Here is a 25,243-nt window from a genome sequence, read left to right as displayed (position 1 = left end):
CCCGCGCCGCCCACCGTTCCGTGCTATCAGCGCAATCGAAACCTCCGACTCACCATACCAATGGCCAAGAACACGCTTTCCTTCGTCTGTCAGAACTGCGGCGCGGCCTATAACCGCTGGCAGGGCAAGTGCGAGTCCTGCGGCGAGTGGAATACGCTGGCCGAGGAGGATACGAGCGGCAGCGTGCCGGTCTCGATCCGCTCCAAGCGCAAGGGGCGGACGTTTGCGCTGGAGAGTCTTGCCGGCAAGAGCCCGGATGCGCCGCGGATGTCGTCCGGGCTGACCGAGCTCGATCGTGTCACCGGGGGCGGCTTCGTCCGCGGCTCGGTGCTGCTGGTCGGCGGCGACCCCGGCATCGGCAAGTCGACGCTCTTGACGCAAGCGACCAGCATGATGGCGCGCGCCGGCCACCGCATCGTCTATATCTCGGGCGAAGAAGCCATTGCCCAGGTGCGGCTGCGCGCCGAGCGGCTCGGGCTGTCGGATGCGCCGGTGCAGCTCGCGGCCGAGACCTCGGTCGAGGACATCGTCTCGACGCTGTCGGAGGGCACCGTGCCCCGGCTGATCGTGATCGACTCGATCCAGACGATGTGGACCGACACGGTGGAATCGGCGCCAGGCACGGTCACGCAGGTGCGCGCCTCGGCACAGGCGCTCATTCGTTTCGCCAAGAAGACCGGCGCAGCCATCATCCTGGTCGGCCACGTCACCAAGGACGGCCAGATCGCCGGCCCCCGCGTCGTCGAGCACATGGTCGATGCCGTGATGTCGTTCGAGGGCGAAGGCTCGCAGCAATTCCGCATCCTCCGCGCGGTCAAGAACCGCTTCGGCCCGACCGACGAGATCGGCGTGTTCGAGATGACCGGGCTTGGCCTGCGCGAAGTCACCAACCCGTCCGAGCTATTCCTGTCCGAGCGCGATCTCGGCACGCCCGGCACCGCCGTCTTCGCGGGCATCGAAGGCACGCGGCCCGTTCTGGTCGAATTGCAGGCGCTGGTGGCGCCGACCTCGCTCGGTACCCCGCGACGGGCCGTGGTCGGTTGGGATCAGAGCCGGCTCTCGATGGTGCTGGCAGTGCTGGAGGCCCATTGCGGGGTCAAGCTGTCCGGCCACGACGTCTATCTGAACGTCGCAGGTGGCCTGCGCATTCACGAGCCGGCCGCCGACGTGGCCGCCGCGGCCGCTCTGGTTTCGTCCCTGGTTAACGCGCAGTTACCCACCGATGCGGTCTATTTTGGCGAGATTTCGCTCTCCGGCGTGATCCGCCCGGTGGCGCAGACCCCCGCGCGGCTCAAGGAAGCAGCAAAACTCGGCTTCAAGCGTGCCGTACTGCCCGAATCGGCCCGGGGTGGCGAGGCGAGCGGCGATGCCGGATTGTCCCTGAACGCGGTCAATAGTCTCACCACCCTGGTCGCTGAAATCGCCGCCCGTGGCTCGCGCCGGGGCGAGTCGAGCGCTCCAGCGGAGAAAAATGCCACACCGGCAAGATTCCGCCGTGGCGAGGGCTAGCTGGAGGTGACGCCAAGCGCCCGCGCCGCTATACAGCCGTCACAAAAGCAGCATGGGATTGCGTGGTTGCGGCCTTGCCGGAAGCGTCGTCTGGCCCTCTTTTAGGTCGGCGGCCAAACACCGATTCGCTGAGCACCCTTTGAGAGTACGAGCGGACCAGACCAGCCGATGCCAGTAACACTCCTCGACCTGATCCTGCTCGGTGTGATGCTGATCTCGGGCCTGCTCGCCATGGTTCGCGGCTTCATGCGCGAGATCCTCTCGATCGCGGCCTGGGGTACCGCGGCGATTGTGACGCTGTACTCATTCTCCAAGCTGCTGCCGACCGCCAAGACCTATTTCAACAACGACACGGTGGCGAGCGTGGTCGTGGTCGCAGGCGTGTTCGTCGGGACCCTGATCGTCGTCTCCGTGATCACGGTCCGAATCTCCGACATGATCCTGGATTCGCGCATTGGCGCGCTGGACCGCACCCTCGGGTTCCTGTTCGGGCTGGCTCGCGGGCTTTTGATCGTCGTGGTCGCCTTCCTGTTCTTCACCTGGCTGGTGCCGGACAAGCAGCGCCCGGACTGGGTCACCGGAGCCAAATCCCGCGTGGTGCTCCAGGGAACCGGGGATTGGCTGATGTCCCTCTTGCCGGATGACCCCGAGAACACCATCTTGAAGAGATTCAAGAAAAACAAACCAGATGATGATCAAGCTGACACCGAGCAGCAGCCTTCGGGCAGTGGCGACGGCTACAGCAAACCGGCTCGTGACAGCCTGAAGAAGCTGATCGAGAAACCTGCGGCGCGTTGATTTTAGCCCTAAAGAGAGGCGCGGACGAGATGCGACACCCTGATCAGGACGCCCACACTGAACTCGATCCCGGCTCCGCCGCGCTAGAGCTTCAGGACGACCTGGAGGGAGATACCGTCCGCGAGGAATGCGGCGTTTTCGGCATCTACGGTCATCCTGATGCCGCCGCCATCACGGCGCTCGGCCTCCACGCACTCCAGCATCGCGGCCAGGAAGCCGCCGGCATCGTCTCCTATGACGGCAGCCGCTTTCACTCCGAGCGCCGTCTCGGCCTCGTCGGCGACACCTTCTCGCGCCGCGAGGTGATCGACCGTCTGCCCGGCAACATGGCGGTCGGACATGTCCGCTACGCCACGACCGGCGCCACCATCCTGCGCAACGTGCAGCCGCTGTTCGCCGAGCTCAATGCCGGCGGCCTCGCAGTCGCCCACAACGGCAACCTCTCCAACGGCCTGACGCTGCGCCGCGAGCTCGTCAAGAGCGGCGCGATGATGCAGTCGACCTCGGACACCGAGGTGATCCTGCATCTGGTCGCGCGCTCCAGGCGCGCCCGCTTCATCGAGCGCTATATCGACGCGCTGCGCGAGATCGAAGGCGCCTATGCACTGGTCTCGCTCACCAACAAGAAGCTGGTGGGCGCGCGCGATCCGCGCGGCATCCGCCCGCTGGTGCTCGGCGAGCTCGACGGCTGCCCGATCCTGACGTCGGAGACCTGCGCGCTCGACATCATCGGCGCGCGCTTCGTCCGCGACATCGAGCCCGGCGAAGTCATCGTGTTCGACGAGAACGGCCAGGACATCCACAAGCCGTTCCCGCCGATGGCGCCGCGTCCCTGCATCTTCGAGTACATCTACTTCTCCCGTCCGGATTCCATCGTTCATGGCCGCTCGGTCTACGAGGTGCGCAAGGCCTTCGGTGCGCAGCTCGCGCGCGAGAGCCATGTGCCCGTTGATGTCGTGGTGCCGGTGCCGGATTCCGGCGTGCCCGCGGCGGTCGGCTACAGCCAGCATTCGGGCGTGCCGTTCGAGCTCGGCATCATCCGCAACCACTATGTCGGCCGCACCTTCATCCAGCCGACGCAGGCGATCCGCGAATCCGGCGTGCGCATGAAGCACTCGGCCAACCGCGCCGCGATCGAAGGCAAGCGCATCATCCTGATCGACGACTCGCTGGTGCGCGGCACCACCTCGAAGAAGATCGTACGCATGATGCGCGATGCCGGCGCCAAGGAAGTGCACTTCCGCCTCGCTTCGCCCCCGATCCTCTATCCCGACTATTATGGCATCGACCTGCCCGACCGCGGCGGTCTGTTGGCCGCGACGCATTCGCTGGAGGAGATGCGCGAGCTCATCGGCGCCGACTCGCTCGCCTTCCTGTCGATCGACGGCATGTACCGTGCGATGGGCGAGCCCGGCCGCGATCCCGCCAATCCGAAGTTTGCGGATCACTGCTTCACCGGCGATTATCCGACCCACCTCACCGACCAGACCCAGACCGAGCCGCAGCCGCGGCAGCTGTCGCTGCTGGCGGAGGCGAGCTGACGCCGAAGCGGCGCCGATGCAGACGATCATCGCCATTCTTTGCGGGGTGCTTTTGGTCGGCTTCATCGTCTTCGCGTTCGTCCAAGGCATGAAGGTTACGCCCAAAAGCTCGGAAAACGGCTCGAACGACGATAATAAGCAATTGACCCGCGACCGCTAAAGCGTGAAGGCAATAATTGCGCATACCGGGCTTGTCCCGGTAACCCATGTCTGTAAAACCCGTCGCGAAGACGTGGATACACGGACATGACAAAACCCCTCGCCGACCGCATCGCTCTCATCACCGGCGCCTCGCGCGGCATCGGCTTTGCTACGGCGCTCGCGCTGGCGAAGGCCGGCGCGCATATCGTTGCCACCGCGCGCACGCAAGGCGGGCTCGAGGAGCTCGACGACGAGATCCGGAAGATCGGCGGCAGCGCCACGCTGGTGCCGCTCAACCTCACCGATTCCGATGGCATCGCCCGGCTCGGTGCCGGCCTGCACGAGCGCTACGGCAAGCTCGACATCCTGATCGGCAATGCCGGCGTTCTCGGACCCTCCTCGCCGGTCGGCCATATCGAGCTGAAGACGTTCAACGATGTCATGGCCGTCAACGTCTCCGCGAACTTCCAGCTGATCCGTTGCATGGAGCCGCTGCTGAAACAGTCCGATGCGGGGCGCGCCGTGTTCATCACCTCGGGCGCTGCCAACAAGGCCACCGCCTATGTCAGCCCCTATGCCGCCTCCAAGGCCGCGCTGGAGACGCTCGCCCGCGCCTGGGCGCACGAGACCGCGAACACGAAGATCCGCGTCAACCTGTTCAATCCGGGCCCGGTCCGCACCCGCATGCGCGCGACCCTGATGCCGGGCGAAGATCCCGCGACGCTCGACACGCCCGAGCAGGTCGCCGAATTCATCGTGCCCATGTGCGCGCCCGGCTGGACCGAGACCGGCAAGTTCTACGATTACAAGACGCGCAGCCTGATGAGCTTTCGCGCGCCGGCATGACGGCCTCGGCTCAATAGTGCAGAAGCTCAAGCTGACTTCGGATGCGCTCAAATAGCGTCTCAACGCATCTTGCCCCAGAGTTAACCGACGGATGACGCGACGGCGCAGCGTCGTCCGGCTTTAGGCGCATTGCCGGGGCGTGCGGGACACGGTAGAGCCATCAGCCGGAACAAGGCTCCGCAAGAGAGCCGTCCGCATGTATGACAACGGAGGAAATCCTTTATGACAACGACGTTCGCGCGCCGCTCTGCGGCCCTTCTGGCCTGCGCCGCCTTCGGTTTTGCATCATCCGCCTTTGCCCAGGACAAGACCGTCAAGATCGGCGTGCTCAACGACATGTCGAGCCTCTATGCCGACATCGGCGGCCCCAACTCGGTCGTCGCGATCAAGATGGCGATCGAGGATTCCGGCCTGACCAAGAAGGGCTGGACGATCGACGTCATCAGCGGCGATCACCAGAACAAGCCCGACGTCGGCGTGAATCTCACCCGGCAATGGATCGACACCGAGAAGGTCGATGCAATCGCTGACACCCCGAACTCCGGTGTCGCGCTCGCGGTGAGCACCGTCGCCAAGGAAAAGAACGCCGTGCTGCTCAACTCCGGCGCCGCGACCGCCGCCTTGACCGGCGCGGCCTGCTCGCCGAACACCGTGTCCTTTACCTACGACACCTACATGCTCGCCACCGGCACCGGCAGGGCGCTGACCAAAGCGGGCGGCGATACCTGGTTCTTCCTGACTGCCGACTACGCCTTCGGCCAACAGCTCGAACGCGACACCACGGCGGTCGTCACCGCCAACGGCGGCAAGGTGCTGGGCGGCGTCAAGCATCCGCTCAACACCTCGGACTTCTCCTCCTTCCTGTTGCAGGCGCAATCCTCCAAAGCGAAAGTCATCGGGCTTGCGAATGCCGGCGGCGACACCAGCAATGCGATCAAGCAGGCCTCCGAGTTCGGCATCGTCCAGGGCGGCCAGAAGCTCGCGGCGCTCCTGCTCTTCATCAACGACGTGCACTCGCTCGGCTTGAAGACGGCGCAAGGCCTCACCTTCACCGAGTCCTTCTACTGGGACCTGAACGACCAGACCCGCGCCTGGTCCAAGCGCTTCTCCGCTCTGGCCAGCAAGAACCCGATGCCCTCGATGACCCAGGCCGGCAACTACGCGATGGTCCTGCACTATCTCAAGGCGATGGAAGCGCTCGGGGGCAATCCGCATGATGGCGCCAAGGTCGTCGCCAAGATGAAGGAGCTGCCGACCGACGATCCGCTGTTCGGCAAGGGTCCGCTGCGCGCCGACGGCCGGCGCCTTATCCCGGCTTACCTGTTCGAGGTGAAGAAGCCGGAAGAGTCGAAGGGCCCCTGGGACTATTACAAGCTGATCGCCAAGATCGATCCGGAAGACGCCGCAAAGCCGCTCGCCCAGAGCGACTGTCCGCTGGTAACGAAATAAGGCAAAGCTCGCGTGCGGGTGGGTTAGCTGAAGGCGTAACCCACCCCACCGCACCTCCTGGCCGGAGCGGCGGATGACGCTCCGCTGATCCGGCTACAGTTTCAGTGCCTCGACGCTCACGACAATCGCTTGCGCTTGTGCGCGAAGGGATTGGCCTTTTCGCGCAGCGTGATGCGCACCGGCGTGCCCGGCAGGTCGAAAGCCTCACGCATCGAATTGATGAGGTAGCGCAAGTATGACTGCGGCACGGCATCGGCGCGCGAGCAGAACAGCACAAAGCTCGGCGGGCGCGCTTTCGTCTGCGTGATGTAGTTCAGCTTCAGCCGGCGGCCGGACACGGCGGGTGGCGGATTGGCCTGGATCGCCTGCTCGAACCAGCGATTCAGGGCCGAGGTCGGCACGCGCCTGTTCCAGAGCGCATAGGCATCCTGGATCGCCTGCATCAGGCGATCGATGCCTTCGCCCATCAGGCCGGAGACGGCGACGATTGGCACGCCCTTGAGCTGCGGCAGCCAATGGTCGGCGTCGCGGCGCAGGCCCGAGATCGCGCCGCCGCCCTTGGTCTCCATCAGGTCCCATTTGTTGACGGCAAGCACCACCGCGCGGCCCTCGCGCTCGATCAGGTCCGCGATGCGCAGATCCTGCTCCTCGAAGCGGTTCTGCGAATCCATCATCAAGACGACGACCTCGGCAAAGCGCACGGCGCGCAGCGCATCGGCAACGGAGAGCTTCTCCAGCTTCTCCTCGATGCGCGAGCGACGGCGCAGGCCTGCGGTATCGAACACGCGGAAATCGCGGCCCTTCCAGGTGATCTCGACCGCGATGGAATCGCGCGTGGTGCCGGCCTCCGGGCTCGTCAGCAGGCGCTCCTCGCCGACCAGATGGTTGATCAGCGTCGACTTGCCGGCATTGGGCCGGCCGACGATCGCAACCCGGATCGGGCGCGTTGCGGCTTCCTCCTCGGAGAGTGGCTCGTCGTCCTCGGCCTCATCGTCCTCGACAGGCTCCGGCATCAGTTTGGCGAGCGCATCGTAGAGCTCGCCCATGCCCTCGCCATGTTCGGCCGAGATCTGGATGGGATCGCCGAGGCCAAGCGCGAAGGATTCCATCGCGCCGGCATCGCCGTGCTTGCCTTCGCTCTTGTTGGCGACCAACAGCACCGGCTTGTTGGCCTTGCGCGCGAAATCGGCGAAGGCGCGATCGGTCGGCGTGAGGCCGATGCGGGCGTCGATGACGAAGAACAGCGCATCGGCCTGCGCGATCGCGGCCTCGGTCTGCTCCTGCATGCGCGCGGTCAGCGATCCCTTGGCGCCCTCGTCGAGACCGGCGGTATCGATGATCGTGAATTCGAGATCGCCCAGTCTTGCCTCGCCCTCGCGGCGGTCGCGGGTGACGCCGGGCAGGTCATCGACCAGCGCGAGTTTCTGTCCGACCAGACGGTTGAACAGCGTCGACTTGCCGACATTGGGCCGGCCGATGATGGCGATCGTAAAGGACATCGGTCATTCGTGCGCTGCCGGGGCCGCGCCTGTCAATCAAATGGGAAAGCTAGCGCGAGAAGCTGCCGCTCGGCAGCGGCGCGGGGAAAGCGCCCTGTGTCTGCTGCGCCGGCTGTGGCTGGGTTGTCTGGGCCGACTGCGCCGGCTGCTGTGCGGGTTGCTGGTCCGGCGGCGGCGCGGTGGTGCGCTTGCGGACGATCTTGTGCTTCGGCGGCGGGGCGGCCGGCGCTGCCTCGGGCTGGGCCTCGCCGTCGACCTCCCCGGCCGGCGCTTCAGCCGGTGCGGCGGCGGTCGCAGCCGGATGCTTGGCCTTCTTGCCCTTGGCGGATTTTGTCGGCGTCGCGGGCTCGGCGGGCGGCGGCTCGGCCGGCACCGCCGCGACGGCGGGCGCGTTCGGATCCTGCTGCTGCGCGCCCTTGTACATCTCCTTGGGCACGCCCTGCTCGAGACCCGGCACGCCCTCGGGGAAGACCGGCTTGCGCTCCCCCGGCAGCTTCTTCTTGGTGTCGAGGAAGTCCAGGAGATCACTCGGATCGAAGCTGGAGCAACCGCTCAGGACACCCGTGAAGGCGATCAGGACGGCAGCTGCGATCAAACGTGGCGTGCGGCGCATCTTGTGTCTCGTTACGTCAGAGGGCCGTCGTCAGCTCTTGGCGACGGGCGGCAGCAGGGCCTGGAGCGCCTCGGCGCGCGAGCGCAGGCCGGGCGGCGTCTCGCCGTCCTCGGCAATCGCGTCGAGCCATTTGCGGGCCGCGGTCATGTCGTTGTTGCGCCAGGCCGACAGTGCCAGCAATTCGCGGGCGCTGTGGCGGAAGGTCGACTTGGGATCGGCGGAGGATTCCAGCCGCTGCTGGATGTCGGCGTAGCTCGCGCTGTCCACCAGCAAGCCAGCGGCGCGAATCTTCGCCAGGTCCTGCCACTCGCTGCCGATGCTGCGGTCGGCGGCGATATCGTCATACATCTTGGTCGCAGCCTTGGGATCGTGGGCCGACAGTTCGGCCGCAGCACGAAACCGCGACAGGGTGCGGTAGCCGAACGGCGCCTTGGCAGCGAGATCGGCAAAGGCGGTCTCGGCCTCCGCATGCTTGCCCTGCTCCGACAGCTCGGCGGCCTTCTCGAAGGCTGCACCGGCCTCGGCGGCCTTCTTGGCCTCCAGGTACTGGTAGCCGCGCCAGCCGCCCACGGCCGCCACGATCAGCACCATCAGGGCGATGAAGTAGAGCGAATATTTGTCCCACAGCTTCTTGAGCTGCTCGCGACGTACTTCCTCGTCGACTTCGTCAAATAATTCAGACACTTAAGCTAATCCCATGCCCGGCCGGGAGCGCGCGCCAGCTGTTGCGCGCCTAAAGCCCGTCCCCACGTCGCGGCGGCGATACCCTATCGATATGGCGGTGGCAAGGCAAAGCAAGCCCGATCAAGGCGTTAACGAGCGATCCGGGATATCCCGGTGCCCCACCCGGTGCGGTTCAGGCCCCGATCAGCAGCTCTCGCAGCTGCCGTTTCACCACCTTGCCATTGGCGTTGCGCGGCAGCGGCTCGGCGGTCACGGTCATCGTCTCCGGCACCTTGTAATCGGACAGCTGCGCGGCGCACCAGGACCGCAGGTCGTCGCTGCCGATCTGCACCCGCGTCACCACCACCGCATGAACGCGCTCGCCCAGCACCGGGCACGGTTTTGCAATGATCGCACTCTCGACCACGGCGGGATGGCCAGCCAGCACGGATTCGACCTCGGCCGAATAGATCTTCAGGCCGCCGCGGTTGATCATGTCCTTCTGCCGGTCGAACACGCGGACGAAGCCCTCGGCATCGACCGAGCCGAGATCGCCCGAATGCCAGAAGCCGGCGGTAAAGCTCTCGGCCGTGGCCTTCGGGTTTTTCCAGTAGCCCTTGATGACGGAGGCGCTTGCGATCCAGAGCTCGCCGATCTCGCCGGGCGGCAGCTCGCGCACGTCCGGCCCCATCGCGATGATCCGCGCCCCCGGGCACGCCAGACCGACGCTGTCGATATGGCTCGCCGTCAACGCGCCCGGCATGATCGTCGAAGGCGACGTCGTCTCGGTGGCACCATAGCAGTTCATCAGCTTCAGGCCGGGAATCGTCGCCTTGAGCTTCTCGATCGTCGCAACCGGCATCGGTGCGCCGCCGAAGCCGCCGATGCGCCAGCTCGAGAGATCGTAGCTGTCGAAATCCGGCTGGAGCAGGCAGAGATTGTACATCGCCGGCACCATCACCGTGTAGGTGACGCGTTCGCGCGCGGCGAGCTTGAGATAATCGGCCGCCTTGAATTCCGGCATGATGATCAGCGCACCGCCGCAGCGGATCATGGTCGTGATGTTGGCGACGACGCCGGTCACGTGCCCGAGCGGGACAGCCGCAATCGAGCGATCGGCGGCCGTCAATTGCAGGCAGGACACGAAGACCATGGAGGAATGCACGATGTTGCAATGGGCCAGCATCGCACCCTTCGGCTTGCCTGTGGTGCCGGAGGTGTAGAGGATCATTGCGGTGTCCTGTTCGCTCACCTCGACTGGTGCCGGCGCCGGCGCGTTGTCGGCGAGTTCGGCGAAACGCGACAGCGCTGGATTGTTGTCGACAGCGATGCGATGAACCAGATCGGGCGCATCCTGCCCATCGGGCAGCCGCTCGACGAGCGCTGCTTCGTGGATCAGGATCTTTGCACCGCAATCGGTCAGCACATAAGCAATCTCGGGTTTCTGCTGGCGCGTGCTGAGCAGCACGGTGACCAGCCCCTCATGCGCGGCGGCGAACAACAGCAGCGGAAACTCGATGCGGTTGCCGAGCAGGATCGCGACGCGATCACCGCGCTGCAGGCCAAGCTTGCGAAAGCCGGAAGCAATCCGTGCGGCCTGCTCCACCGCCTGCCGCCAGCTCAGCCTGATCTCGCCGCAGACGAGCGCTTCGCCGCCGCCGTTGCGCGCGGCGGCCTCGGCGATCATTGCCCAGAGACTTTCCGGACGCTCGGTGAAGGCCGGCACCACCCGATCGCCAAAACGCGCCTCGAACCGCATCGGCGGAATCTGAGATTGCGACCAGTCCATCGCAGGATCCTCGTCTTGTTGCTTTTGTCACCTTCCGCGCATGGCTACGGCGGTGCTGTCTTGCGCCGATCGGCTAGCCCATGACGGGAACACCGATCACGACGGGATGGAACGCAAACGCCAGCGCCAGATAGGCGACGATGCCGACGGCGACCGCGATCAGATCGTTGGTGATACCGCCCACCGGAATTGGCGGGCCGCCGGCGTCCTTGCGATGCTTCAGCGAAATGCGGTCATACACGCCCCAGCCCAGGAACGAGCCGAACAGGATGATGGAGCCGAGATCGCCGTTGGCGAGCAGATGCGCAAACGCCCACAGCTTGACGCCGGCAAGCATCGGATGCTTCAGCGTCGCGTAGATGCGGCCACGCAGATAGGAGGCGACCACCAGGATGACGGCAGGCAGCATCAGCGCGACCGTGATGTGCCTCATCGCCTTCGGCGGATACCAGACGTCGATCCAGCCGGAGCTGCGATAATGGCCAAAGCCCCAGACGATCAGCGCCAGCCCCGCGAGCGAGACGACCGAATAGAGGATCTTGTAGGTCCCCTCGCCGAGGCGCGCGATTGCCTGCGCGCGCGCGTCACGTTTTGTTGTAAAAACATGGGCGGCGAAAAACACCACCAGCCCCAGGATCATGACCAGCAGACCCACGACATCCTCCCCTTTGGTTAGCGCCCCCGCCTCTGAGGTATCATCGATTGGCCGGCGATCGCAACTGACGCGCTACTTGCCCAGGTCCCGGTTGTCGACATAGCGGATTGCGATTGGCCGCCCGGCCAGCGCGCCACCAAGGCCGGCTGTGAATTTCAATGGCAGGCAAGCATTGAGCGATGAGTTGATCGCGTTGAGATAGGTCGCCCTCGTATCGGCCGAGACGCCCGCGGTCGCGTAGGTGAGCCGCAGCGGGCCGATCAGGCCGCCGGTCCTGTTGAAGCTGAAACGCACGGACACTTGCATGCCCGCGCGCGCGTTGTCAGGCGGCGGCGACCAGCAGCTGCGCAGCTCGGCGAAGAGGTCACCGATCGTATCGAGATCGTGATCGGGCCTCCGGTACTTGGCGCGGTCGGCCTCTGACGGAACGGTCTGAATCGTGAGCTGGAGATTCTGGCCGTAAGGATAGTCGATCTCGGGGATGCAGGGTCCGGGCTCGAGCGGGCTGCAATAGGAGGGCGTGCACGGGCCATCATCGAGCACGCTGCACGGCTCGTGCGCGAACGGGATCGGATTGATCTGGCGCGGTCGCGCGTCTGTTGCGACTGACGAGATCATCAGCAAAAGAAGAATGAGGATGCGGCGCCACATCGTGCAAACTCACAGTGCCACTTCGAAATACGTGGAATTGCCAAATAACGCGTCAAGCTAGAGACTGTTCACATGCTCGCGTTCGAGCAAGGTGTCGTCGCCCGGCTCGACCGGGCGACCCAGTACTCCGAGACGGCAGTGATTGAGTCGATGGGCCGCGGCGTACTGGATGCCCCGGTCAAGCCGGGGCATGACAGCGGGGCCCGGGGTTGCGCGCGGCGGCCAAAGCAGCCGCCCTACCCCTTCTTCTTGACGTCCTTGACGTTGGTGAATTCGATGCCCTCGGCGCGCTCCTTGGTGTAGCCGAGATAGAACTCGTTTCGGGCCAGATAGACGGGGTCGCCGTCAACGTCGTCCGCAATGCTCGACGTATTGGCCGCGATGAAGGTGTCGAGCTTCTTGCGATCTTCCGATGAGACCCAGCGCGCGAGCTGGAACTCGCTGACCTCGAATTCAACCGGCAGCGAATATTCCGCTTCCAGCCGGGCCTTGAGCACGTCGAGCTGCAGCGCGCCGACCACGCCGACCAGCGCCGGCGCACCGTCGCGCGGACGGAACACCTGCACCACACCTTCTTCCGACATCTGCTGAAGCGCTTCCTTCAACTTCTTCGCCTTCATCGCGTCGGTAAGACGAACGCGGCGAACGATTTCCGGCGCGAAGCTCGGCACGCCGACGAAGTTGAAGTCCTCGCCCTCGGTCAGCGTATCGCCGATCCGCAACGTGCCGTGGTTGGGAATGCCGACGACATCGCCGGCGAAGGCCTCGTCCGCCACCGAGCGGTCCTGCGCGAAGAAGAATTGCGGGCTCGACAACGGCATGCTCTTGCCGGTGCGCACCAGCTTGGCCTTCATGCCGCGGCTGAGCTTGCCGGAGCAGAGGCGTGCGAACGCGATGCGGTCGCGATGGTTCGGATCCATGTTCGCCTGGATCTTGAACACGAACGCGCTCATGCGCGGATCGGTCGCCTCGACCTTGCGCTGGTCGCTGTCCTGCGCGCGCGGCTCGGGGGCGAACTTGCCGAGGCCTTCCAGGAGGTCGCCGACGCCGAAATTGCGCAGCGCGCTGCCGAAATAGACCGGAGTCAAATGACCTTCGCGGAACGCTTCGAGCTCGAAGGGCTTTGAGGCCTCGGTGACGAGCTCGAGCTCGTCCTTCACCGCTGTTACGTCGAGATTGGCGTTGAGCTTGGCCAGCTCCTCGATCTCGATCTGCTGCGCGGCTCCAGTCTTGGCCCCACCGCCTTCGAGCAGCCGCACGCCGCCATTGACGACGTCATAGGTGCCGAGGAAATCGCGGCCGCGGCCGACCGGCCAGGTCATGGGCGTGGTATCCAGCGCCAGCGTCTTCTCGATCTCGTCGAGCAGCTCGAACACGTCGCGGCTCTCGCGGTCCATCTTGTTGATGAAGGTGATGATCGGGATGTCGCGGAGACGACAGACCTCGAACAGCTTGCGGGTCCGCGCCTCGATGCCCTTGGCGGCGTCGATCACCATGACGGCAGAATCGACCGCCGTCAGCGTGCGATAGGTGTCTTCCGAAAAGTCTTCGTGGCCCGGCGTGTCCAGCAGGTTGAAGACGAGGCCCTCAAACTCGAAGGTCATCACCGAGGTCACGACGGAAATGCCGCGCTCGCGCTCGATCTTCATCCAGTCCGAGCGCGTGTTACGCCGCTCGCCCTTGGCTTTGACCTGGCCGGCCAGGTTGATGGCGCCGCCGAACAGCAGCAGCTTTTCGGTCAGCGTGGTCTTGCCGGCGTCGGGATGCGAAATGATGGCAAAGGTGCGCCGCCGCGCCACTTCGGCGGCAAGCGGGGAACGGGCCGGCGATTCGGCTGCGGGGGTGGCAATGTCGGACATGGCGGGAGCGTTTGGCAGGGAAAACGGGCCTGATCAAGCTTCATTTGGTGATTGCGGAGCCCTTCGGCCAGCCCCATATCGGCTCCGGGGAGAACGACCTTCCTGCTCGTCATCCTATCAGCCCGCGGGGACGACCCTGCCGTGAATGGAGGGTCGTCATGGCCTGGAGCGTCCTGTTCGTCGCCGGTCTACTCGAGATCACCTGGGCGATCGGCCTGAAATACACCGAGGGCTTTACCAGGCTTGTTCCCTCCGTGATCACGCTCGCGGCCATGGCCGGTAGCGTGATCTTGCTGGGACTCGCGCTCAAGTCTCTGCCCGTCGGAACCGCCTATGCGGTCTGGACTGGCATCGGGGCAGTCGGCACCGCAATACTCGGCATCTTCTTGTTCAATGAGCCGGCGACGGCGCTTCGCCTTGCCAGCATCGGGCTGATCGTGGCCGGTATCGTCGGGCTGAAGCTCGTTACTTGACGAAGATCTGAACCGCCCACCAGCTCAATGCTGCCACGATGGCCGCGGCCGGGATCGTGATCACCCAGGCATAGACGATCGAGCTCGCCACGTTCCAGCGCACCGCCGAGACGCGGCGGGCCGCGCCGACGCCGACAATGGCGCCGGTGATGGTGTGGGTTGTCGAGACGGGAACGCCGAGGAAGGTCGCCATGAACAGGGTCGCCGCGCCACCGGTCTCGGCGCAGAACCCCTGCATCGGAGTCAGCTTGGTGATACGCAGGCCCATGGTGCGGACGATGCGCCAGCCGCCCATCAGCGTGCCCAGCGCCATCGCGGCCTGACAGGACAGCACCACCCAGAACGGCACCGTGAATTCGTTGCCGAGTTGGCCCTGCGAGTAGAGCAGCACGGCGATGATGCCCATGGTCTTCTGCGCATCATTGCCGCCGTGGCCGAGCGAATAGAGCGAGGCGGAGGCGAATTGGAGGATGCGGAAGGCCCGGTCGACGGCGAACGGCGTCGAGCGCACCGAGAGCCAGGACACGATCGCGACCAGCATCATCGCAAGCAGGAAGCCGACCAGCGGCGACAATACGATCGCCAGCACGGCCTTGGTCAGTCCGCTCCAGACCGCCGCCGATATTCCGGCCTTGGCCATGCCGCCGCCGACGAGGCCGCCGATCAGCGCATGCGAGGACGAGGACGGAATGCCCAGCGCCCAGGTCACGAGATTCCAGACGATGGCGCCGACGAGCGCTGCGAAGATCACCTGGGCATCGACGATGGCGGGATCGATGATGCCCGTGCCGATGGTCTGGGCGACGTGCAGGCCGAACACCATGAAGGCAACGAAATTGAAGAACGCGGCCCAGATCACTGCGAATTGCGGCCGCAGCACCCGAGTCGAGACGATGGTAGCGATCGAATTGGCGGCGTCATGCAGGCCGTTCAGGAAGTCGAACAGCAGCGCGACGGCGATCAGTCCGACGAGGACGGGAAGACCCAACGCAGCATCCACGGCGCGGCCCCCACTCTAACGCTTGCGCATGATCTCCGCGCAAACGCGTTCCGCGTTTGTCGCGGGGGAAAACCGCTGCACACTTTGCCGGATCATGCGCTAGACCTGCTCGATGACGATGCTGTTGATCTCGTTCGCGACATCGTCGAACCGATCGGCCACTTTCTCCAGATGGTCATAGATCTCCACGCCGACGATGAAATCCATCGCGTTGCCGTTGCGGTGCTTGAGGAACAGCTCCTTCAGGCCGATGTCGTGGAGATCGTCGACGCGGCCCTCGAGCTTGGTCAGTTCCTCCGTGATCGCGGTCAGCATGGCGACGTTCTTGCCGATCTGCTGCATCAGGGGCAGTGCGCGTCCCACCAGATTGGCGCATTCGATCAGGAGGGCGCCGATCTCGCGCATCGGCGGCTCGAAGGTGCGGACCTCGAACAGCATCACGGCCTTGGCCGTCTGCTGCATCTGGTCGATGGCGTCGTCCAGCGAGGTGATGAGATTCTTGATGTCGCCGCGATCGAACGGCGTGATGAAGGTGCGCCGCACCGCTGTCAGCACCTCGCGGGTGACATTGTCGGCATCGTTCTCGAACTGGCTGACGCGCTGGCAGTAGACCGGCGTCTCCTCGCCGCCGTTCAGCACGCCCTGGAGCGCAATCGCGCCCTGGATCACGGTCTGGGCATGGCGGTCGAACAGGTCGAAAAACCGTTCTTCCTTGGGCAGGAAAGCGCGAAACCAACGCATCATGGGACAGGTCTACCGGTTGCAAATGGCGCGGCCCGAACGGACCGTCACGAAACCGTCATAGACCATTTTTTCTCTGCGCGCGTGTCATCTCACGCCCGCGGAGCCGGATCATCCACCGGATTCGCCCGCCGGTGAAACCCTCTGAATATCAGAGACTTACAGAGACCTCCGGAAGTAATGCGCGATTTCGCCGATGATGCCACGGCGGAAGGTGAGTACGCAGATCACGAAGATCGAGCCCTGGATGACCGTGACCCACTGGCCGAAACCCGCCAGGTATTGCTGCATGGCGATGATCACGAAGGCGCCGACCACGGGACCGAAGATGGTCCCGAGACCGCCGACCAGCGTCATCAGCACGACTTCGCCCGACATCGACCAGTGCACGTCGGTGAGCGAGGCGTTCTGCGCCACGAACACCTTCAGCGCGCCGGCAAAGCCCGCCAGCGTCCCCGACAGCACGAACGCCAGGAACTTGTACTGGTCGGTGCGGTAGCCGAGCGAGATGGCGCGCGGCTCGTTCTCACGGATCGACTTCAGGACTTCGCCGAAAGGCGAGTTGATGATGCGATAGATCAGCAGGAAGCCGGCGAGGAACCCGACCAGCACGACGTAATAGAGCACGGTCGGCTTCGACAGATCGAAGATGCCGAACATGTGCCCCTGCGGAATGCCCTGGATGCCGTCCTCGCCATGGGTGAAGGGAGCCTGGAGGTAGATGAAATACAGGAGCTGCGACAGCGCCAGCGTAATCATCGAGAAATAGATGCCCTGGCGACGGATCGAAATGTAGCCGGTGATGAGCGACAGCCCGAATGCTGCGGCAATGCCGACGAGAATGCCGAGTTCGGGTGGCAGTCCCCACACCTTCAGCGCGTGCCCGCTGCAATAGCCGGCGGTGCCCATGAACATCGCGTGGCCGAACGACAAAAGGCCGCCATAGCCGATCAGCAGGTTGAAGGCACAGGCGAGCAGAGCAAAGCACAGCGCCTGCATCACGAAGAACGGATAGACTCCCGTAAAGGGCACTGACGCCAGCAGCAGTGCCATCACCACGAAGAGGATCATCTCGTCCCGCATCGCGCGCGCGGTCACCGGCAGCGTGTCGTCCGTCAAGGCTGTCATGTCAGGCTGCCCTTCCCGTCAATCCCGTTGGCTTCACCAAGAGCACCAGCACCATCAGCACGAACACGACAGTGTTGGAGGCTTCGGGGTAGAAATATTTGGTCAGGCCCTCGATCACGCCGAGCGCGAAGCCGGTGATGATGGAGCCCATGATCGAGCCCATACCGCCGATCACCACCACCGCGAACACCACGATGATGAGGTCGGCGCCCATCAGCGGCCGGACCTGGTTGATCGGCGCCGAGAGCACCCCGGCGAGCGCGGCAAGGCCGACGCCGAGGCCGTAAGTGAGCGTGATCATGCGCGGCACGTTGATACCGAAGGCGCGCACCAGCGTCGGATTTTCGGTGGCGGCGCGCAAGTAGGCGCCGAGCCGGGTCTTCTCGATCAGGAACCAGGTCGCCAGACACACCACCAGCGAGAAGATGACGACCCAGCCGCGGTAGACGGGCAAGAACATGAAGCCGAGATTCATGCCGCCCCTGAGCTGGTCGGGAATGGCATAAGGCAGGCCGGAGGAGCCGAAATAGTTCTGGAACACGCCCTGCACGATCAGCGCGATGCCGAACGTCAGCAGCAGCCCGTAGAGATGATCGAGGCCGGTCAGCCATTGCAGCATGGTCCGCTCCAGGATCATGCCGAAGATACCGACGATGATCGGCGCCAGCAGCAGCGCCCACCAGTAATTGATGCCGCCGAGATTCAGCAGGAAATAGGCGCAGAACGCGCCCATCATGTAGAGCGCGCCATGGGCGAAATTGATGATGTTGAGCATGCCGAAGATCACGGCGAGCCCGAGACTGAGCAGCGCGTAGAACGAGCCGTTGATCAGTCCCACCAGTAGCTGTGCGTAGAGAGCCTGCATCGATCCAGCACCCAGTCCCAGTTATCCCATTCGGCTTGCCGCGAAGAGGCCGCCAGCGTCTCGCGACCGTCGACCGCCGCAGCCACGTTTACTTCTTCGCTAGCGGACAGGCACTTTCCGAGAGCGGCCTGAAGGCCTTGTCCGCGGGGGTCGTGCCGACCAGCTTGTAGTAGTCCCAGGGCCCTTTCGTTTCAGAAGGCGTCTTCACTTCAAAAAGGTATGCGGGATGCAGCGCACGGCCATTCGGCTCAATGCTGCCCTTGCCGAACAACGGATCGTCGGTCGGGATCTCCTTCATCTTCGCAACGACCTTGGCACCATCGTGCGGATTTCCACCGAGGGCCTCGAGCGCCTTGAAATAATGCAGCAGGCCGGAATAGACGCCTGCCTGCACCATGGTCGGCATCGCCTTGTTCTTCGTACGCTCGGCGAACCGCTTCGAAAATGCGCGGGTCTGATCGTTCATATCCCAGTAGAACGTCGAACTCAGGTTGAGGCCTTGCGCGACGTTGAGACCGAGCGAGTGGACGTCGGTAAGAAACAGCAGGAGACCCGCCAGCTTCTGCCCGCCCTTGACGATGCCGAATTCCGCAGCCTGCTTGATCGTATTGGTTGTGTCGCCGCCGGCATTGGCCATGCCGATGATCTTCGCCTTCGACGCCTGGGCCTGCAGAAGGAACGAGGAGAAGTCAGCGTTATTCAGTGGCGCCTTGACGTCTCCAAGAACCTTGCCGCCGGCTGCCTTGACGACTGCGGCGGTGTCACGCTCGAGCGCGTGACCAAAGGCATAGTCGGCCGTGATGAAGAACCAGGTATCGCCGCCGGCCTTCACCAATGCCTGCCCGGTGCTGTGTGCGAGCATGTAGGTATCGTAGGTCCAGTGCACGGTATTGGGTGTGCACTGCGCGTTGGTGAGATCGGACGTCGCCGCGCCCGAATTGATCATGACCGAGTTCTTTTCCTTCACGACGTTATTGACGGCCAGCGCCACCCCGGAGTTCAGCACGTCCATGAAGACGTCAACCTTCTCCACGTCGATCCATTGCCGCGCAATCGCGGTGCCAATGTCAGGCTTGTTCTGATGGTCGGCCGAGATCAGATCGACCTTCCAGCCCTTGGCAGCAAGCTTGGAATCCTCGATTGCCATCTGTGCGGCCACTGTCGAGCCCGGACCACCAAGGTCGGCATAGAGCCCGGAATTGTCGGTCAAGACACCGATCTTGACGGTCTTGTCCTGAGCAAGAGCGCTGCCAGTCTCGCTAAGCGCCAGTGCCGTGCCGAGCAAAAATGCGGCAATTGTCTTGGTGTGCATGCGGCTTCTCCTCAAAGTTTTTCGTTGGTCGAATTTTTTCGGCCGCCCTAGACACCCAGGTAGGTGTGGAGCTTGTCCATGTTGGCCGCAAGCTCTGCATTGGAAAATCCATCTATGATCTTGCCGTGCTCGACCACGTAGTAGCGGTCGGCAACCGTGGATGCGAAGCGGAAATTCTGCTCGACCAGAAGGATCGTGAAGCCCTCCTTCTTGAGCCGCGCTATGGTGTGTCCGATCTGCTGGATGATGACGGGTGCAAGGCCCTCAGTCGGCTCGTCGAGCATCAGGAAGCTCGCGCCCGTCCGCAGGATGCGCGCGATCGCGAGCATCTGCTGCTCGCCGCCGGACAGCTTGGTGCCCTGACTGCTCAGCCGTTCCTTCAGGTTCGGGAACAGGTCGAAGATCTGCTCGAGCGGCAATCCGCCTGCGCGCACCACCGGCGGCAGCAATAGATTCTCCCGCACGTCGAGGCTGGAGAAAATGCCGCGTTCCTCCGGACAGAACGCGATGCCCATGCGCGCGATCTTGTCGGAGGTCGCGCGGATGATCTCCTGGTTGTTGAACCTGATCGACCCGGCGCGCTTGCCGATGATGCCCATGATCGATTTCAGCGTGGTCGTCTTGCCGGCGCCGTTGCGCCCGAGCAGCGTGACGACCTCACCCGCATTCACATCGAAATTGATCCCGTGCAGGATATGGGACTCGCCGTACCAGGCCTCCAGGTTGCGGACCTGGAGGATGTTGCCGCCGATTGCAGCCTTCGCCCGAGCCTCGGCCATTGCAGTCTCAGGCATGACCGGCTCCCAGATAGGCTTCCTTGACGCGCTCGTCCTTGGTGAGCTCGGAATAATGGCCCTGCGCGAGCACCTGCCCGCGCGTCAGCACCGTGATGATGTCGGACAGATTGGCGACGACGCTCAGATTATGCTCGACCATCAGGATGGTATATTTGGCCGAGATGCGCTTGATCAGCGCCGCGATCTTGTCGATGTCCTCATGCCCCATGCCGGCCATTGGCTCGTCCAGCAGCATCATTTCCGGATCGAGCGCGAGCGTCGTTGCGATTTCGAGCGCGCGCTTGCGTCCATAGGCCATCTCGACCGCCGGCGTATTGGCAAACTCGCTGAGGCCGACGTCGTTCAACAGCTCGCGGGCACGGTCGTTGAAGCGGTTGAGCACGGACTTGGAGCGCCAGAAATCGAACGAGCTGCCGTGCTCGCGCTGGAGCGCGACTCGGACGTTTTCGAGCGCGGTGAGATGCGGAAACACGGCCGAGATCTGGAACGAACGGACCAGCCCCAAGCGCGCGACATCGGCCGGCGCCATCGCGGTGATGTCCTGCCCCTTGTACAGGATTTTCCCGGCAGACGGCTTGAGGAACTTGGTCAGAAGATTGAAGCACGTCGTCTTGCCGGCACCATTCGGGCCGATCAACGCGTGAATGCTGCCACGGCGAACCTTGAGCGCAACGTCGCGGACAGCGAAGAAGCCCGCGAACTCCTTGGTCAAGCCTTCCGTTTCGAGAATGAACTCATCGGCCAAACAGATTTCCCCCTGCCCGCGCGAACCGCGCGTGGCTCTCCTTGTTTCCTTCGGCTTTCCGGAGGCCTTGGAGCCCGTCCCGGAACGCCGCCTCCCGGCGCGGAATATGCCGGAGGTGACGGGGGTTAGGCAAGGCGGAAAGCTGAGCAGGTCAGGCCTTTGGCCGGGAGTCTTATGCTCCCTTAGTTGGAGGCTTTGTGATGTCGCCTGCCGGCTTCCCGGTCCGCAAGACACCGGTCATCAAGTCGTCGTTAACGGTCTTTGGTCCCGCGCGCCAGCCTTCATCAAAAATTTTCCCGCAAGGAAGATCATGCGCGCGTTTCGTCCGCCGGGAATATTGTCTTGGATTTCGCCAGCGCCGCTCCGTCCGTCGTCAAGTCGATCAGGCAGCGTGACCTCCTGAACACGTGGCTGCGCCTTTATGCGCGCCGGCGGATTGCGCCGGCGATCTGGGAGTATCAGCCCGCACGGCTCGAGGAAGAGCTGTCCGATCTCATCTACTACACGGTGGACAGTTCGATGCCGCCGCGCCTGATCATTCAGAGCGAGGGCACACGAATCGCGCGCGCCTATGGCCATACCGGCAAGGGAATTCTCCTGGACGACTATGTCGGACCGCGGCTCGCTCCCTTCGTGATACCGATCTACCATGAATGCGTGGCGCGCGGGCTCCCGGTGTACAGCGTTGCCGATGTCGACGACATCTACGGCCGCGTCGTCGCCTATGAACGGCTGCTGCTGCCGTTCCTCACCGACGACCGGGTCAGCCACATCATCGCATCGGTGAAGACCTTCTGCGAGGACGGCGGCTTCGAGATCAAGGACCTGCTGCGCGGAAATGACGCGCCGCCTCGGCCAAAACTGCGCACGGTGATCGACCGTGACCTGTTTCACCGCGCGCCCGGCCGCATCGCGGCCGCCGACATCATCGAATTCGCCGATCAGAGCGGCGGTTCTGATGTCACTGCCGAGATCATTGAGCTGAATTAGCGCTTGCGCGCGACGGCGCCGACTTCCTTGTCGTAGATGTCGGGCTTGAAGCCGACCAGGAGCTTGCCGCCGATCTCCAGTACCGGCCGCTTGATCATCGATGGTTGCGCTAGCATCAGCGCCAGCGCCTTCTTTTCCGTCAGCCCCTCCTTGTCGGCCTCCGGGAGCTTCTTGAAGGTGGTGCCAGCGCGATTGAGCAGCGTCTCCCAGCCGAGCTTGTCGCTCCATTGCTTCAGCTTGTCCTTCTCCACGCCGGCGGCCTTGTAATCGTGGAACTCGTAGGCAACGCCATGGCTATCGAGCCAGGTGCGCGCCTTCTTCATGGTGTCGCAGTTCTTGATGCCGTAGATGATGGTGGGCAAGACGGTCCTCGCGCGTGCGTGATGCCTGGGCTGCGGCGTTGTACGAAACTCCTGATCGCGCGACAATATTGCGAGCGACGCTTTCGAGCTCTTCCGAACGGACCCATCATGCACGTCACCCACGATCCCGCCGCATCCGCCTCGCCGACCATCGACTTCAACACGTTCCTCGCGGTCGATATCCGCGTCGGCACCATCGTCGATGCAAAACCGTTTCCCGAGGCGCGCAAGCCTGCCTGGCGGCTGTGGATCGACTTCGGCCCCGTGATCGGCGTGCGCAAGAGCTCGGCGCAGATCACCGAGAACCACCCGCTCGAGACGCTTGTCGGACAGCAGGTCGCGGCCGTCGTCAATTTCCCGCCGCGCCAGATCGGACCTGTCGTCTCGGAAGTGCTAACGCTCGGCTTTCCCGATGCCGCTGGCAAGGTTGTGCTGATGCAGCCGAGCACGCCAGTGCCGAACGGCGGGCGGCTGTTCTAGGCGGTAACGCCTTCGCAGGCCGCCCATCGCATCATTCTCTAGGCCCCGCCGCTCAGGCTTGACCCAGATCAGTTCTGCAAATATAAATGACTGACTAATCGTTTTTTATATGGACCGACCTGATTTTTGGCGGTCTCCCGCATTTCCTAAAACGATCGAGCTGTCAGTGATTTATGGACCGTATGGATGCCCAAGATCAGCGACAAGAAGCGCGAACACAGGCGACAGCAGATCCTGGAAGCGGCGCTCGCGTGCTTCTCCGAAGACGGATTTCACCAGACCGGCATGGCCGACATCGTGAGGCGGTCGGGCCTGAGCCACGGCGCGGTCTATCTCTATTTCCGGAGCAAGGACGAGCTGATCGAGGCGCTCGCCGACGACCGCCATCGCCGCGAGGCCGTGCTCAATTCGGTCGCGCAAGGCTCCGGCAATCCCATCGAGGGACTGCACGCGCTGGTCCGTGTGTACGCGCAATGGCTCACCGATCCCGCCGGTGAGGCACGGCGCCGCGTCGGCATCCACGGCTGGGCCGAGGCGCTGCGCAACCGCCGCGTCCGCGCCAGCGTGGTCGAAGGCATCGACATGCCACGCGCGCTGATCGTGGCGTTGGTCGAGCGGGGCCAGCACGACGGCCTGATCAGGCGCGACGTCGGTGCCGATGCGATCGCGCGCGTGCTGATCGCGATCTTCCAGGGCTTCGTGCTGCAAAAATGCTGGGGCGAGCAGCTCGATATCGCAGGCTGCATGGCCGCCGTCACGACTGTGATCGACGGCTTTCTCACGACGAAGTCTGACATCAAGCGACGAGCCAGGACGTAAGTGGTGTCCGGAATCCACGACCTCCTTGCCGGCACCGGCGTCGGCCTCGTCAGCGGACTGACGTCGGGCTTCATGGGAACGAGCCCCGGCGGCGGGCTCGTCATCTTCAGCGTGCTGCTGCTCGGCGCGGAGCAGCACATTGCCCAGGGCACTTCGCTGATCACGCAAGTCCCGCCGACCGGCCTTGCCGGTGTGCGCCGCTACTGGCAGAGCGGCAACCGCAGCCCGCTGCCATGGATCATGTGGATCGGCATCGGATTTCTCGTGGGCGGCGCGGGCGGCGGCTATGCCGCGGCGGCGGTGTCCGACGCAGTCCTGCAATGGACCTATGTTGCCTATCTCGTCGCGCTGATCGCTCTGCTGATCCTGCGTCGCGAGCGCAAGGACAGCGGCGTCGGCGCCGATAACCGCGACCAACCGCCCTGGCTGCCCCTGCTCCTCATCGGCGTGCTTGCAGGCTTCTCTTCCGGCTTCATGGGCATTGGCGGCGGGCTCGCGATCACGGTGGGCCTCGCCGCCGGCTTGCGTGTGCCGCAGCATCAGGCGCAGCTCATCAGCCTGATCTTCTCGGTCATCCCGACCAACATCCCGGCGGCCTGGATCTACTGGAGCAAGGGCCTGATCGTCGGCTGGCCCGCCATCATCGGCATCATTGCCGGCCTCTGGGTCGGCACCGACCTCGGCGCGCGCATGGCCAACGGCGTCGGCAGAGCGGTGCTGCGCCGGAGCATGATCGCCCTCGTCGCCCTGATGGCGCTCTACATGAGCTACAAGGCGCTGAGCTAGATTCACGGACGCTTGGGAATGTTGAGCCCGCGCTCCACGGCCGGACGCGCCAGGCCGCGCTCGAGCCAGGCAGCGACCGACTTGAACTGGCTGAACGCGACGAGATCGCCGGCGCCGTAGAAGCCGATGAGGTTGCGCACCCAGCCGAGCATGGAGATGTCGGCGATGGTGTAGTCGTCATCCATGAACCATTGCCGGCCGGAAAGATGCGCGTCCATCACGCCGAGCAGGCGCTTGGATTCGGCCACGTAACGCTCGAGCGGGCGCTTGTCCTCAAAATCCTTGCCGGCGAACTTGTGGAAGAAGCCGACCTGACCGAACATCGGCCCGATGCCGCCCATCTGGAAATGCACCCACTGGATGGTCTGGTAGCGCCGCGCCGCATCCTGCGGCAACAACTTGCCGGTCTTCTCCGCAAGGTATTGCAAAATCGCACCCGACTCGAACAGTGCCAGCGGCCTGCTACCGGGGCCGTTGGGATCGAGGATCGCTGGGATCTTGCCGTTCGGATTAAGCGAGAGGAATTCCGGCGTCTTCTGGTCATCCTTGCCGAAGTCGACGAGATGGACTTCGTAAGGCAGTCCGATCTCCTCCAGCATGATGGAGACCTTCACGCCGTTCGGCGTCGGCAACGAATAGAGCTGAAGCAGTTCGGGATGCTTGGCAGGCCAGCGCCTGGTGATGGGAAAGGCGGACAGATCAGACATCGGACCCCGGCTGCTTGCGTGAGAT

The 25,243-nt window shown here is 64.0% G+C and carries 27 protein-coding genes; 11 read left to right on the top strand and 16 right to left on the bottom strand.

Features of this window, described 5'->3' with window-relative positions; all coding sequences use genetic code 11:
* Positions 1–60: 60 nt before the first annotated feature.
* The 6 genes from radA (at position 61) to XH88_RS03915 (ending at position 6,284) form a co-directional block, all read left to right on the top strand.
* Entirely contained in the window at positions 61–1,509 is a 1,449-nt protein-coding gene (radA, locus tag XH88_RS03940) for a DNA repair protein RadA (protein ID WP_271614094.1), read from the top strand.
* 168 nt (positions 1,510–1,677) lie between these two features.
* Entirely contained in the window at positions 1,678–2,307 is a 630-nt protein-coding gene (locus tag XH88_RS03935; protein WP_092294521.1) for a CvpA family protein, read from the top strand.
* 29 nt (positions 2,308–2,336) lie between these two features.
* Entirely contained in the window at positions 2,337–3,848 is a 1,512-nt protein-coding gene (gene purF / locus XH88_RS03930; RefSeq protein ID WP_271614093.1) for an amidophosphoribosyltransferase, read from the top strand.
* A gap of 16 nt (positions 3,849–3,864) precedes the next feature.
* Positions 3,865–4,008: a hypothetical protein gene (locus XH88_RS03925; protein ID WP_271614092.1), complete on the top strand. Its 144-nt coding sequence runs from the start codon at positions 3,865–3,867 to the stop codon at positions 4,006–4,008.
* A gap of 86 nt (positions 4,009–4,094) precedes the next feature.
* A complete protein-coding gene (locus tag XH88_RS03920; protein WP_271614091.1) occupies positions 4,095–4,835 on the top strand; it encodes an SDR family NAD(P)-dependent oxidoreductase in 741 nt (246 codons plus the stop codon).
* Between the two features lie 222 nt (positions 4,836–5,057).
* Complete coding sequence (locus XH88_RS03915) at positions 5,058–6,284, top strand: ABC transporter substrate-binding protein (protein WP_271614090.1); 1,227 nt, start codon at positions 5,058–5,060, stop codon at positions 6,282–6,284.
* Positions 6,285–6,400: 116 nt separating this feature from the next.
* On the opposite strand, the gene der is transcribed toward XH88_RS03915, so the two are convergent.
* From der to XH88_RS03880, 7 genes are all read right to left on the bottom strand, one after another.
* The gene (gene der / locus XH88_RS03910; protein ID WP_271614089.1) at positions 6,401–7,783 is read right to left on the bottom strand and encodes a ribosome biogenesis GTPase Der; all 1,383 of its coding nucleotides are present in this window, start codon (positions 7,781–7,783) and stop codon (positions 6,401–6,403) included.
* Between the two features lie 49 nt (positions 7,784–7,832).
* A complete protein-coding gene (locus XH88_RS03905) occupies positions 7,833–8,396 on the bottom strand; it encodes a hypothetical protein (protein WP_271614088.1) in 564 nt (187 codons plus the stop codon).
* Between the two features lie 30 nt (positions 8,397–8,426).
* Positions 8,427–9,080 (bottom strand): tetratricopeptide repeat protein, encoded by a 654-nt coding sequence (locus XH88_RS03900; protein ID WP_271614087.1) that lies wholly within the window; start codon positions 9,078–9,080, stop codon positions 8,427–8,429.
* Positions 9,081–9,252: 172 nt separating this feature from the next.
* The gene (locus XH88_RS03895) at positions 9,253–10,848 is read right to left on the bottom strand and encodes a class I adenylate-forming enzyme family protein (protein ID WP_271614086.1); all 1,596 of its coding nucleotides are present in this window, start codon (positions 10,846–10,848) and stop codon (positions 9,253–9,255) included.
* Positions 10,849–10,921: 73 nt separating this feature from the next.
* Positions 10,922–11,503, bottom strand: coding sequence for an NnrU family protein (locus tag XH88_RS03890; protein ID WP_271614085.1), 582 nt, complete (start codon positions 11,501–11,503; stop codon positions 10,922–10,924).
* A gap of 72 nt (positions 11,504–11,575) precedes the next feature.
* Complete coding sequence (locus XH88_RS03885) at positions 11,576–12,154, bottom strand: hypothetical protein (protein ID WP_271614084.1); 579 nt, start codon at positions 12,152–12,154, stop codon at positions 11,576–11,578.
* A 236-nt stretch (positions 12,155–12,390) separates the two neighbouring features.
* Positions 12,391–14,013, bottom strand: coding sequence for a peptide chain release factor 3 (locus tag XH88_RS03880; RefSeq protein ID WP_271614083.1), 1,623 nt, complete (start codon positions 14,011–14,013; stop codon positions 12,391–12,393).
* Positions 14,014–14,171: 158 nt separating this feature from the next.
* On the opposite strand from XH88_RS03880, the gene sugE reads away from it, so the two are divergent.
* A complete protein-coding gene (sugE, locus tag XH88_RS03875) occupies positions 14,172–14,486 on the top strand; it encodes a quaternary ammonium compound efflux SMR transporter SugE (RefSeq protein ID WP_271614082.1) in 315 nt (104 codons plus the stop codon).
* Here the strand turns inward: sugE and XH88_RS03870 are convergent.
* The 7 genes from XH88_RS03870 to XH88_RS03840 form a co-directional block, all read right to left on the bottom strand.
* On the bottom strand, positions 14,479–15,486 hold the full coding sequence (locus tag XH88_RS03870; protein ID WP_271614081.1) for an inorganic phosphate transporter: 1,008 nt from the start codon (positions 15,484–15,486) through the stop codon (positions 14,479–14,481). The two genes, sugE and XH88_RS03870, sit on opposite strands and share 8 nt — an antisense overlap.
* 99 nt (positions 15,487–15,585) lie before the next feature.
* Positions 15,586–16,230 (bottom strand): DUF47 domain-containing protein, encoded by a 645-nt coding sequence (locus XH88_RS03865; protein ID WP_271614080.1) that lies wholly within the window; start codon positions 16,228–16,230, stop codon positions 15,586–15,588.
* Between the two features lie 156 nt (positions 16,231–16,386).
* The gene (locus tag XH88_RS03860; RefSeq protein ID WP_271614079.1) at positions 16,387–17,355 is read right to left on the bottom strand and encodes a branched-chain amino acid ABC transporter permease; all 969 of its coding nucleotides are present in this window, start codon (positions 17,353–17,355) and stop codon (positions 16,387–16,389) included.
* A gap of 1 nt (position 17,356) precedes the next feature.
* Positions 17,357–18,220 carry a branched-chain amino acid ABC transporter permease gene (locus tag XH88_RS03855; protein ID WP_271614078.1) on the bottom strand — a complete coding sequence of 288 codons (864 nt, stop codon included), beginning with the start codon at positions 18,218–18,220 and terminating at the stop codon, positions 17,357–17,359.
* Between the two features lie 88 nt (positions 18,221–18,308).
* Positions 18,309–19,532: an ABC transporter substrate-binding protein gene (locus tag XH88_RS03850; RefSeq protein ID WP_271614077.1), complete on the bottom strand. Its 1,224-nt coding sequence runs from the start codon at positions 19,530–19,532 to the stop codon at positions 18,309–18,311.
* 47 nt (positions 19,533–19,579) lie between these two features.
* Complete coding sequence (locus tag XH88_RS03845; protein ID WP_271614076.1) at positions 19,580–20,326, bottom strand: ABC transporter ATP-binding protein; 747 nt, start codon at positions 20,324–20,326, stop codon at positions 19,580–19,582.
* Entirely contained in the window at positions 20,319–21,074 is a 756-nt protein-coding gene (locus XH88_RS03840) for an ABC transporter ATP-binding protein (RefSeq protein WP_271614075.1), read from the bottom strand. Before XH88_RS03840 ends, XH88_RS03845 begins: the two co-directional genes overlap by 8 nt.
* 342 nt (positions 21,075–21,416) lie before the next feature.
* Here XH88_RS03840 and XH88_RS03835 point away from each other — a divergent pair, with 342 nt between their 5' ends.
* The gene (locus tag XH88_RS03835) at positions 21,417–22,064 is read left to right on the top strand and encodes a hypothetical protein (protein WP_271614074.1); all 648 of its coding nucleotides are present in this window, start codon (positions 21,417–21,419) and stop codon (positions 22,062–22,064) included.
* Here the strand turns inward: XH88_RS03835 and XH88_RS03830 are convergent.
* Complete coding sequence (locus XH88_RS03830; RefSeq protein WP_271614073.1) at positions 22,061–22,426, bottom strand: ArsC family reductase; 366 nt, start codon at positions 22,424–22,426, stop codon at positions 22,061–22,063. The two genes, XH88_RS03835 and XH88_RS03830, sit on opposite strands and share 4 nt — an antisense overlap.
* 108 nt (positions 22,427–22,534) lie before the next feature.
* Between XH88_RS03830 and XH88_RS03825 the strand changes: the two genes are divergently transcribed.
* The 3 genes from XH88_RS03825 (at position 22,535) to XH88_RS03815 (ending at position 24,511) form a co-directional block, all read left to right on the top strand.
* The gene (locus XH88_RS03825; protein WP_271614072.1) at positions 22,535–22,906 is read left to right on the top strand and encodes a tRNA-binding protein; all 372 of its coding nucleotides are present in this window, start codon (positions 22,535–22,537) and stop codon (positions 22,904–22,906) included.
* 186 nt (positions 22,907–23,092) lie between these two features.
* The gene (locus XH88_RS03820; RefSeq protein ID WP_271614071.1) at positions 23,093–23,725 is read left to right on the top strand and encodes a TetR/AcrR family transcriptional regulator; all 633 of its coding nucleotides are present in this window, start codon (positions 23,093–23,095) and stop codon (positions 23,723–23,725) included.
* 3 nt (positions 23,726–23,728) lie between these two features.
* Complete coding sequence (locus XH88_RS03815) at positions 23,729–24,511, top strand: sulfite exporter TauE/SafE family protein (protein WP_271614070.1); 783 nt, start codon at positions 23,729–23,731, stop codon at positions 24,509–24,511.
* 2 nt (positions 24,512–24,513) lie between these two features.
* On the opposite strand, the gene XH88_RS03810 is transcribed toward XH88_RS03815, so the two are convergent.
* Entirely contained in the window at positions 24,514–25,218 is a 705-nt protein-coding gene (locus XH88_RS03810; protein WP_271614069.1) for a glutathione S-transferase family protein, read from the bottom strand.
* Positions 25,219–25,243 lie beyond the last annotated feature (25 nt).

It is taken from the genome of Bradyrhizobium sp. CCBAU 51627 (assembly GCF_028128765.1).
Taxonomy (GTDB): domain Bacteria; phylum Pseudomonadota; class Alphaproteobacteria; order Rhizobiales; family Xanthobacteraceae; genus Bradyrhizobium.
The sequence above is the reverse complement of the archived record's forward strand: the minus strand, read 5'-3'. Positions and strand labels throughout refer to the sequence as shown.

Coding starts and splice junctions, on each gene's coding strand:
- radA (WP_271614094.1), top strand. CDS start 61: ATGGCCAAGAACACGCTTTCCTTCGTCTGTCAGAACTGCGGCGCGGCC.
- XH88_RS03935 (WP_092294521.1), top strand. CDS start 1,678: ATGCCAGTAACACTCCTCGACCTGATCCTGCTCGGTGTGATGCTGATC.
- purF (WP_271614093.1), top strand. CDS start 2,337: ATGCGACACCCTGATCAGGACGCCCACACTGAACTCGATCCCGGCTCC.
- XH88_RS03925 (WP_271614092.1), top strand. CDS start 3,865: ATGCAGACGATCATCGCCATTCTTTGCGGGGTGCTTTTGGTCGGCTTC.
- XH88_RS03920 (WP_271614091.1), top strand. CDS start 4,095: ATGACAAAACCCCTCGCCGACCGCATCGCTCTCATCACCGGCGCCTCG.
- XH88_RS03915 (WP_271614090.1), top strand. CDS start 5,058: ATGACAACGACGTTCGCGCGCCGCTCTGCGGCCCTTCTGGCCTGCGCC.
- der (WP_271614089.1), bottom strand. CDS start 7,783: ATGTCCTTTACGATCGCCATCATCGGCCGGCCCAATGTCGGCAAGTCG.
- XH88_RS03905 (WP_271614088.1), bottom strand. CDS start 8,396: ATGCGCCGCACGCCACGTTTGATCGCAGCTGCCGTCCTGATCGCCTTC.
- XH88_RS03895 (WP_271614086.1), bottom strand. CDS start 10,848: ATGGACTGGTCGCAATCTCAGATTCCGCCGATGCGGTTCGAGGCGCGT.
- XH88_RS03885 (WP_271614084.1), bottom strand. CDS start 12,154: ATGTGGCGCCGCATCCTCATTCTTCTTTTGCTGATGATCTCGTCAGTC.
- XH88_RS03880 (WP_271614083.1), bottom strand. CDS start 14,013: ATGTCCGACATTGCCACCCCCGCAGCCGAATCGCCGGCCCGTTCCCCG.
- sugE (WP_271614082.1), top strand. CDS start 14,172: ATGGCCTGGAGCGTCCTGTTCGTCGCCGGTCTACTCGAGATCACCTGG.
- XH88_RS03865 (WP_271614080.1), bottom strand. CDS start 16,230: ATGATGCGTTGGTTTCGCGCTTTCCTGCCCAAGGAAGAACGGTTTTTC.
- XH88_RS03860 (WP_271614079.1), bottom strand. CDS start 17,355: ATGACAGCCTTGACGGACGACACGCTGCCGGTGACCGCGCGCGCGATG.
- XH88_RS03855 (WP_271614078.1), bottom strand. CDS start 18,220: ATGCAGGCTCTCTACGCACAGCTACTGGTGGGACTGATCAACGGCTCG.
- XH88_RS03850 (WP_271614077.1), bottom strand. CDS start 19,532: ATGCACACCAAGACAATTGCCGCATTTTTGCTCGGCACGGCACTGGCG.
- XH88_RS03845 (WP_271614076.1), bottom strand. CDS start 20,326: ATGCCTGAGACTGCAATGGCCGAGGCTCGGGCGAAGGCTGCAATCGGC.
- XH88_RS03825 (WP_271614072.1), top strand. CDS start 22,535: ATGCACGTCACCCACGATCCCGCCGCATCCGCCTCGCCGACCATCGAC.
- XH88_RS03820 (WP_271614071.1), top strand. CDS start 23,093: ATGCCCAAGATCAGCGACAAGAAGCGCGAACACAGGCGACAGCAGATC.
- XH88_RS03810 (WP_271614069.1), bottom strand. CDS start 25,218: ATGTCTGATCTGTCCGCCTTTCCCATCACCAGGCGCTGGCCTGCCAAG.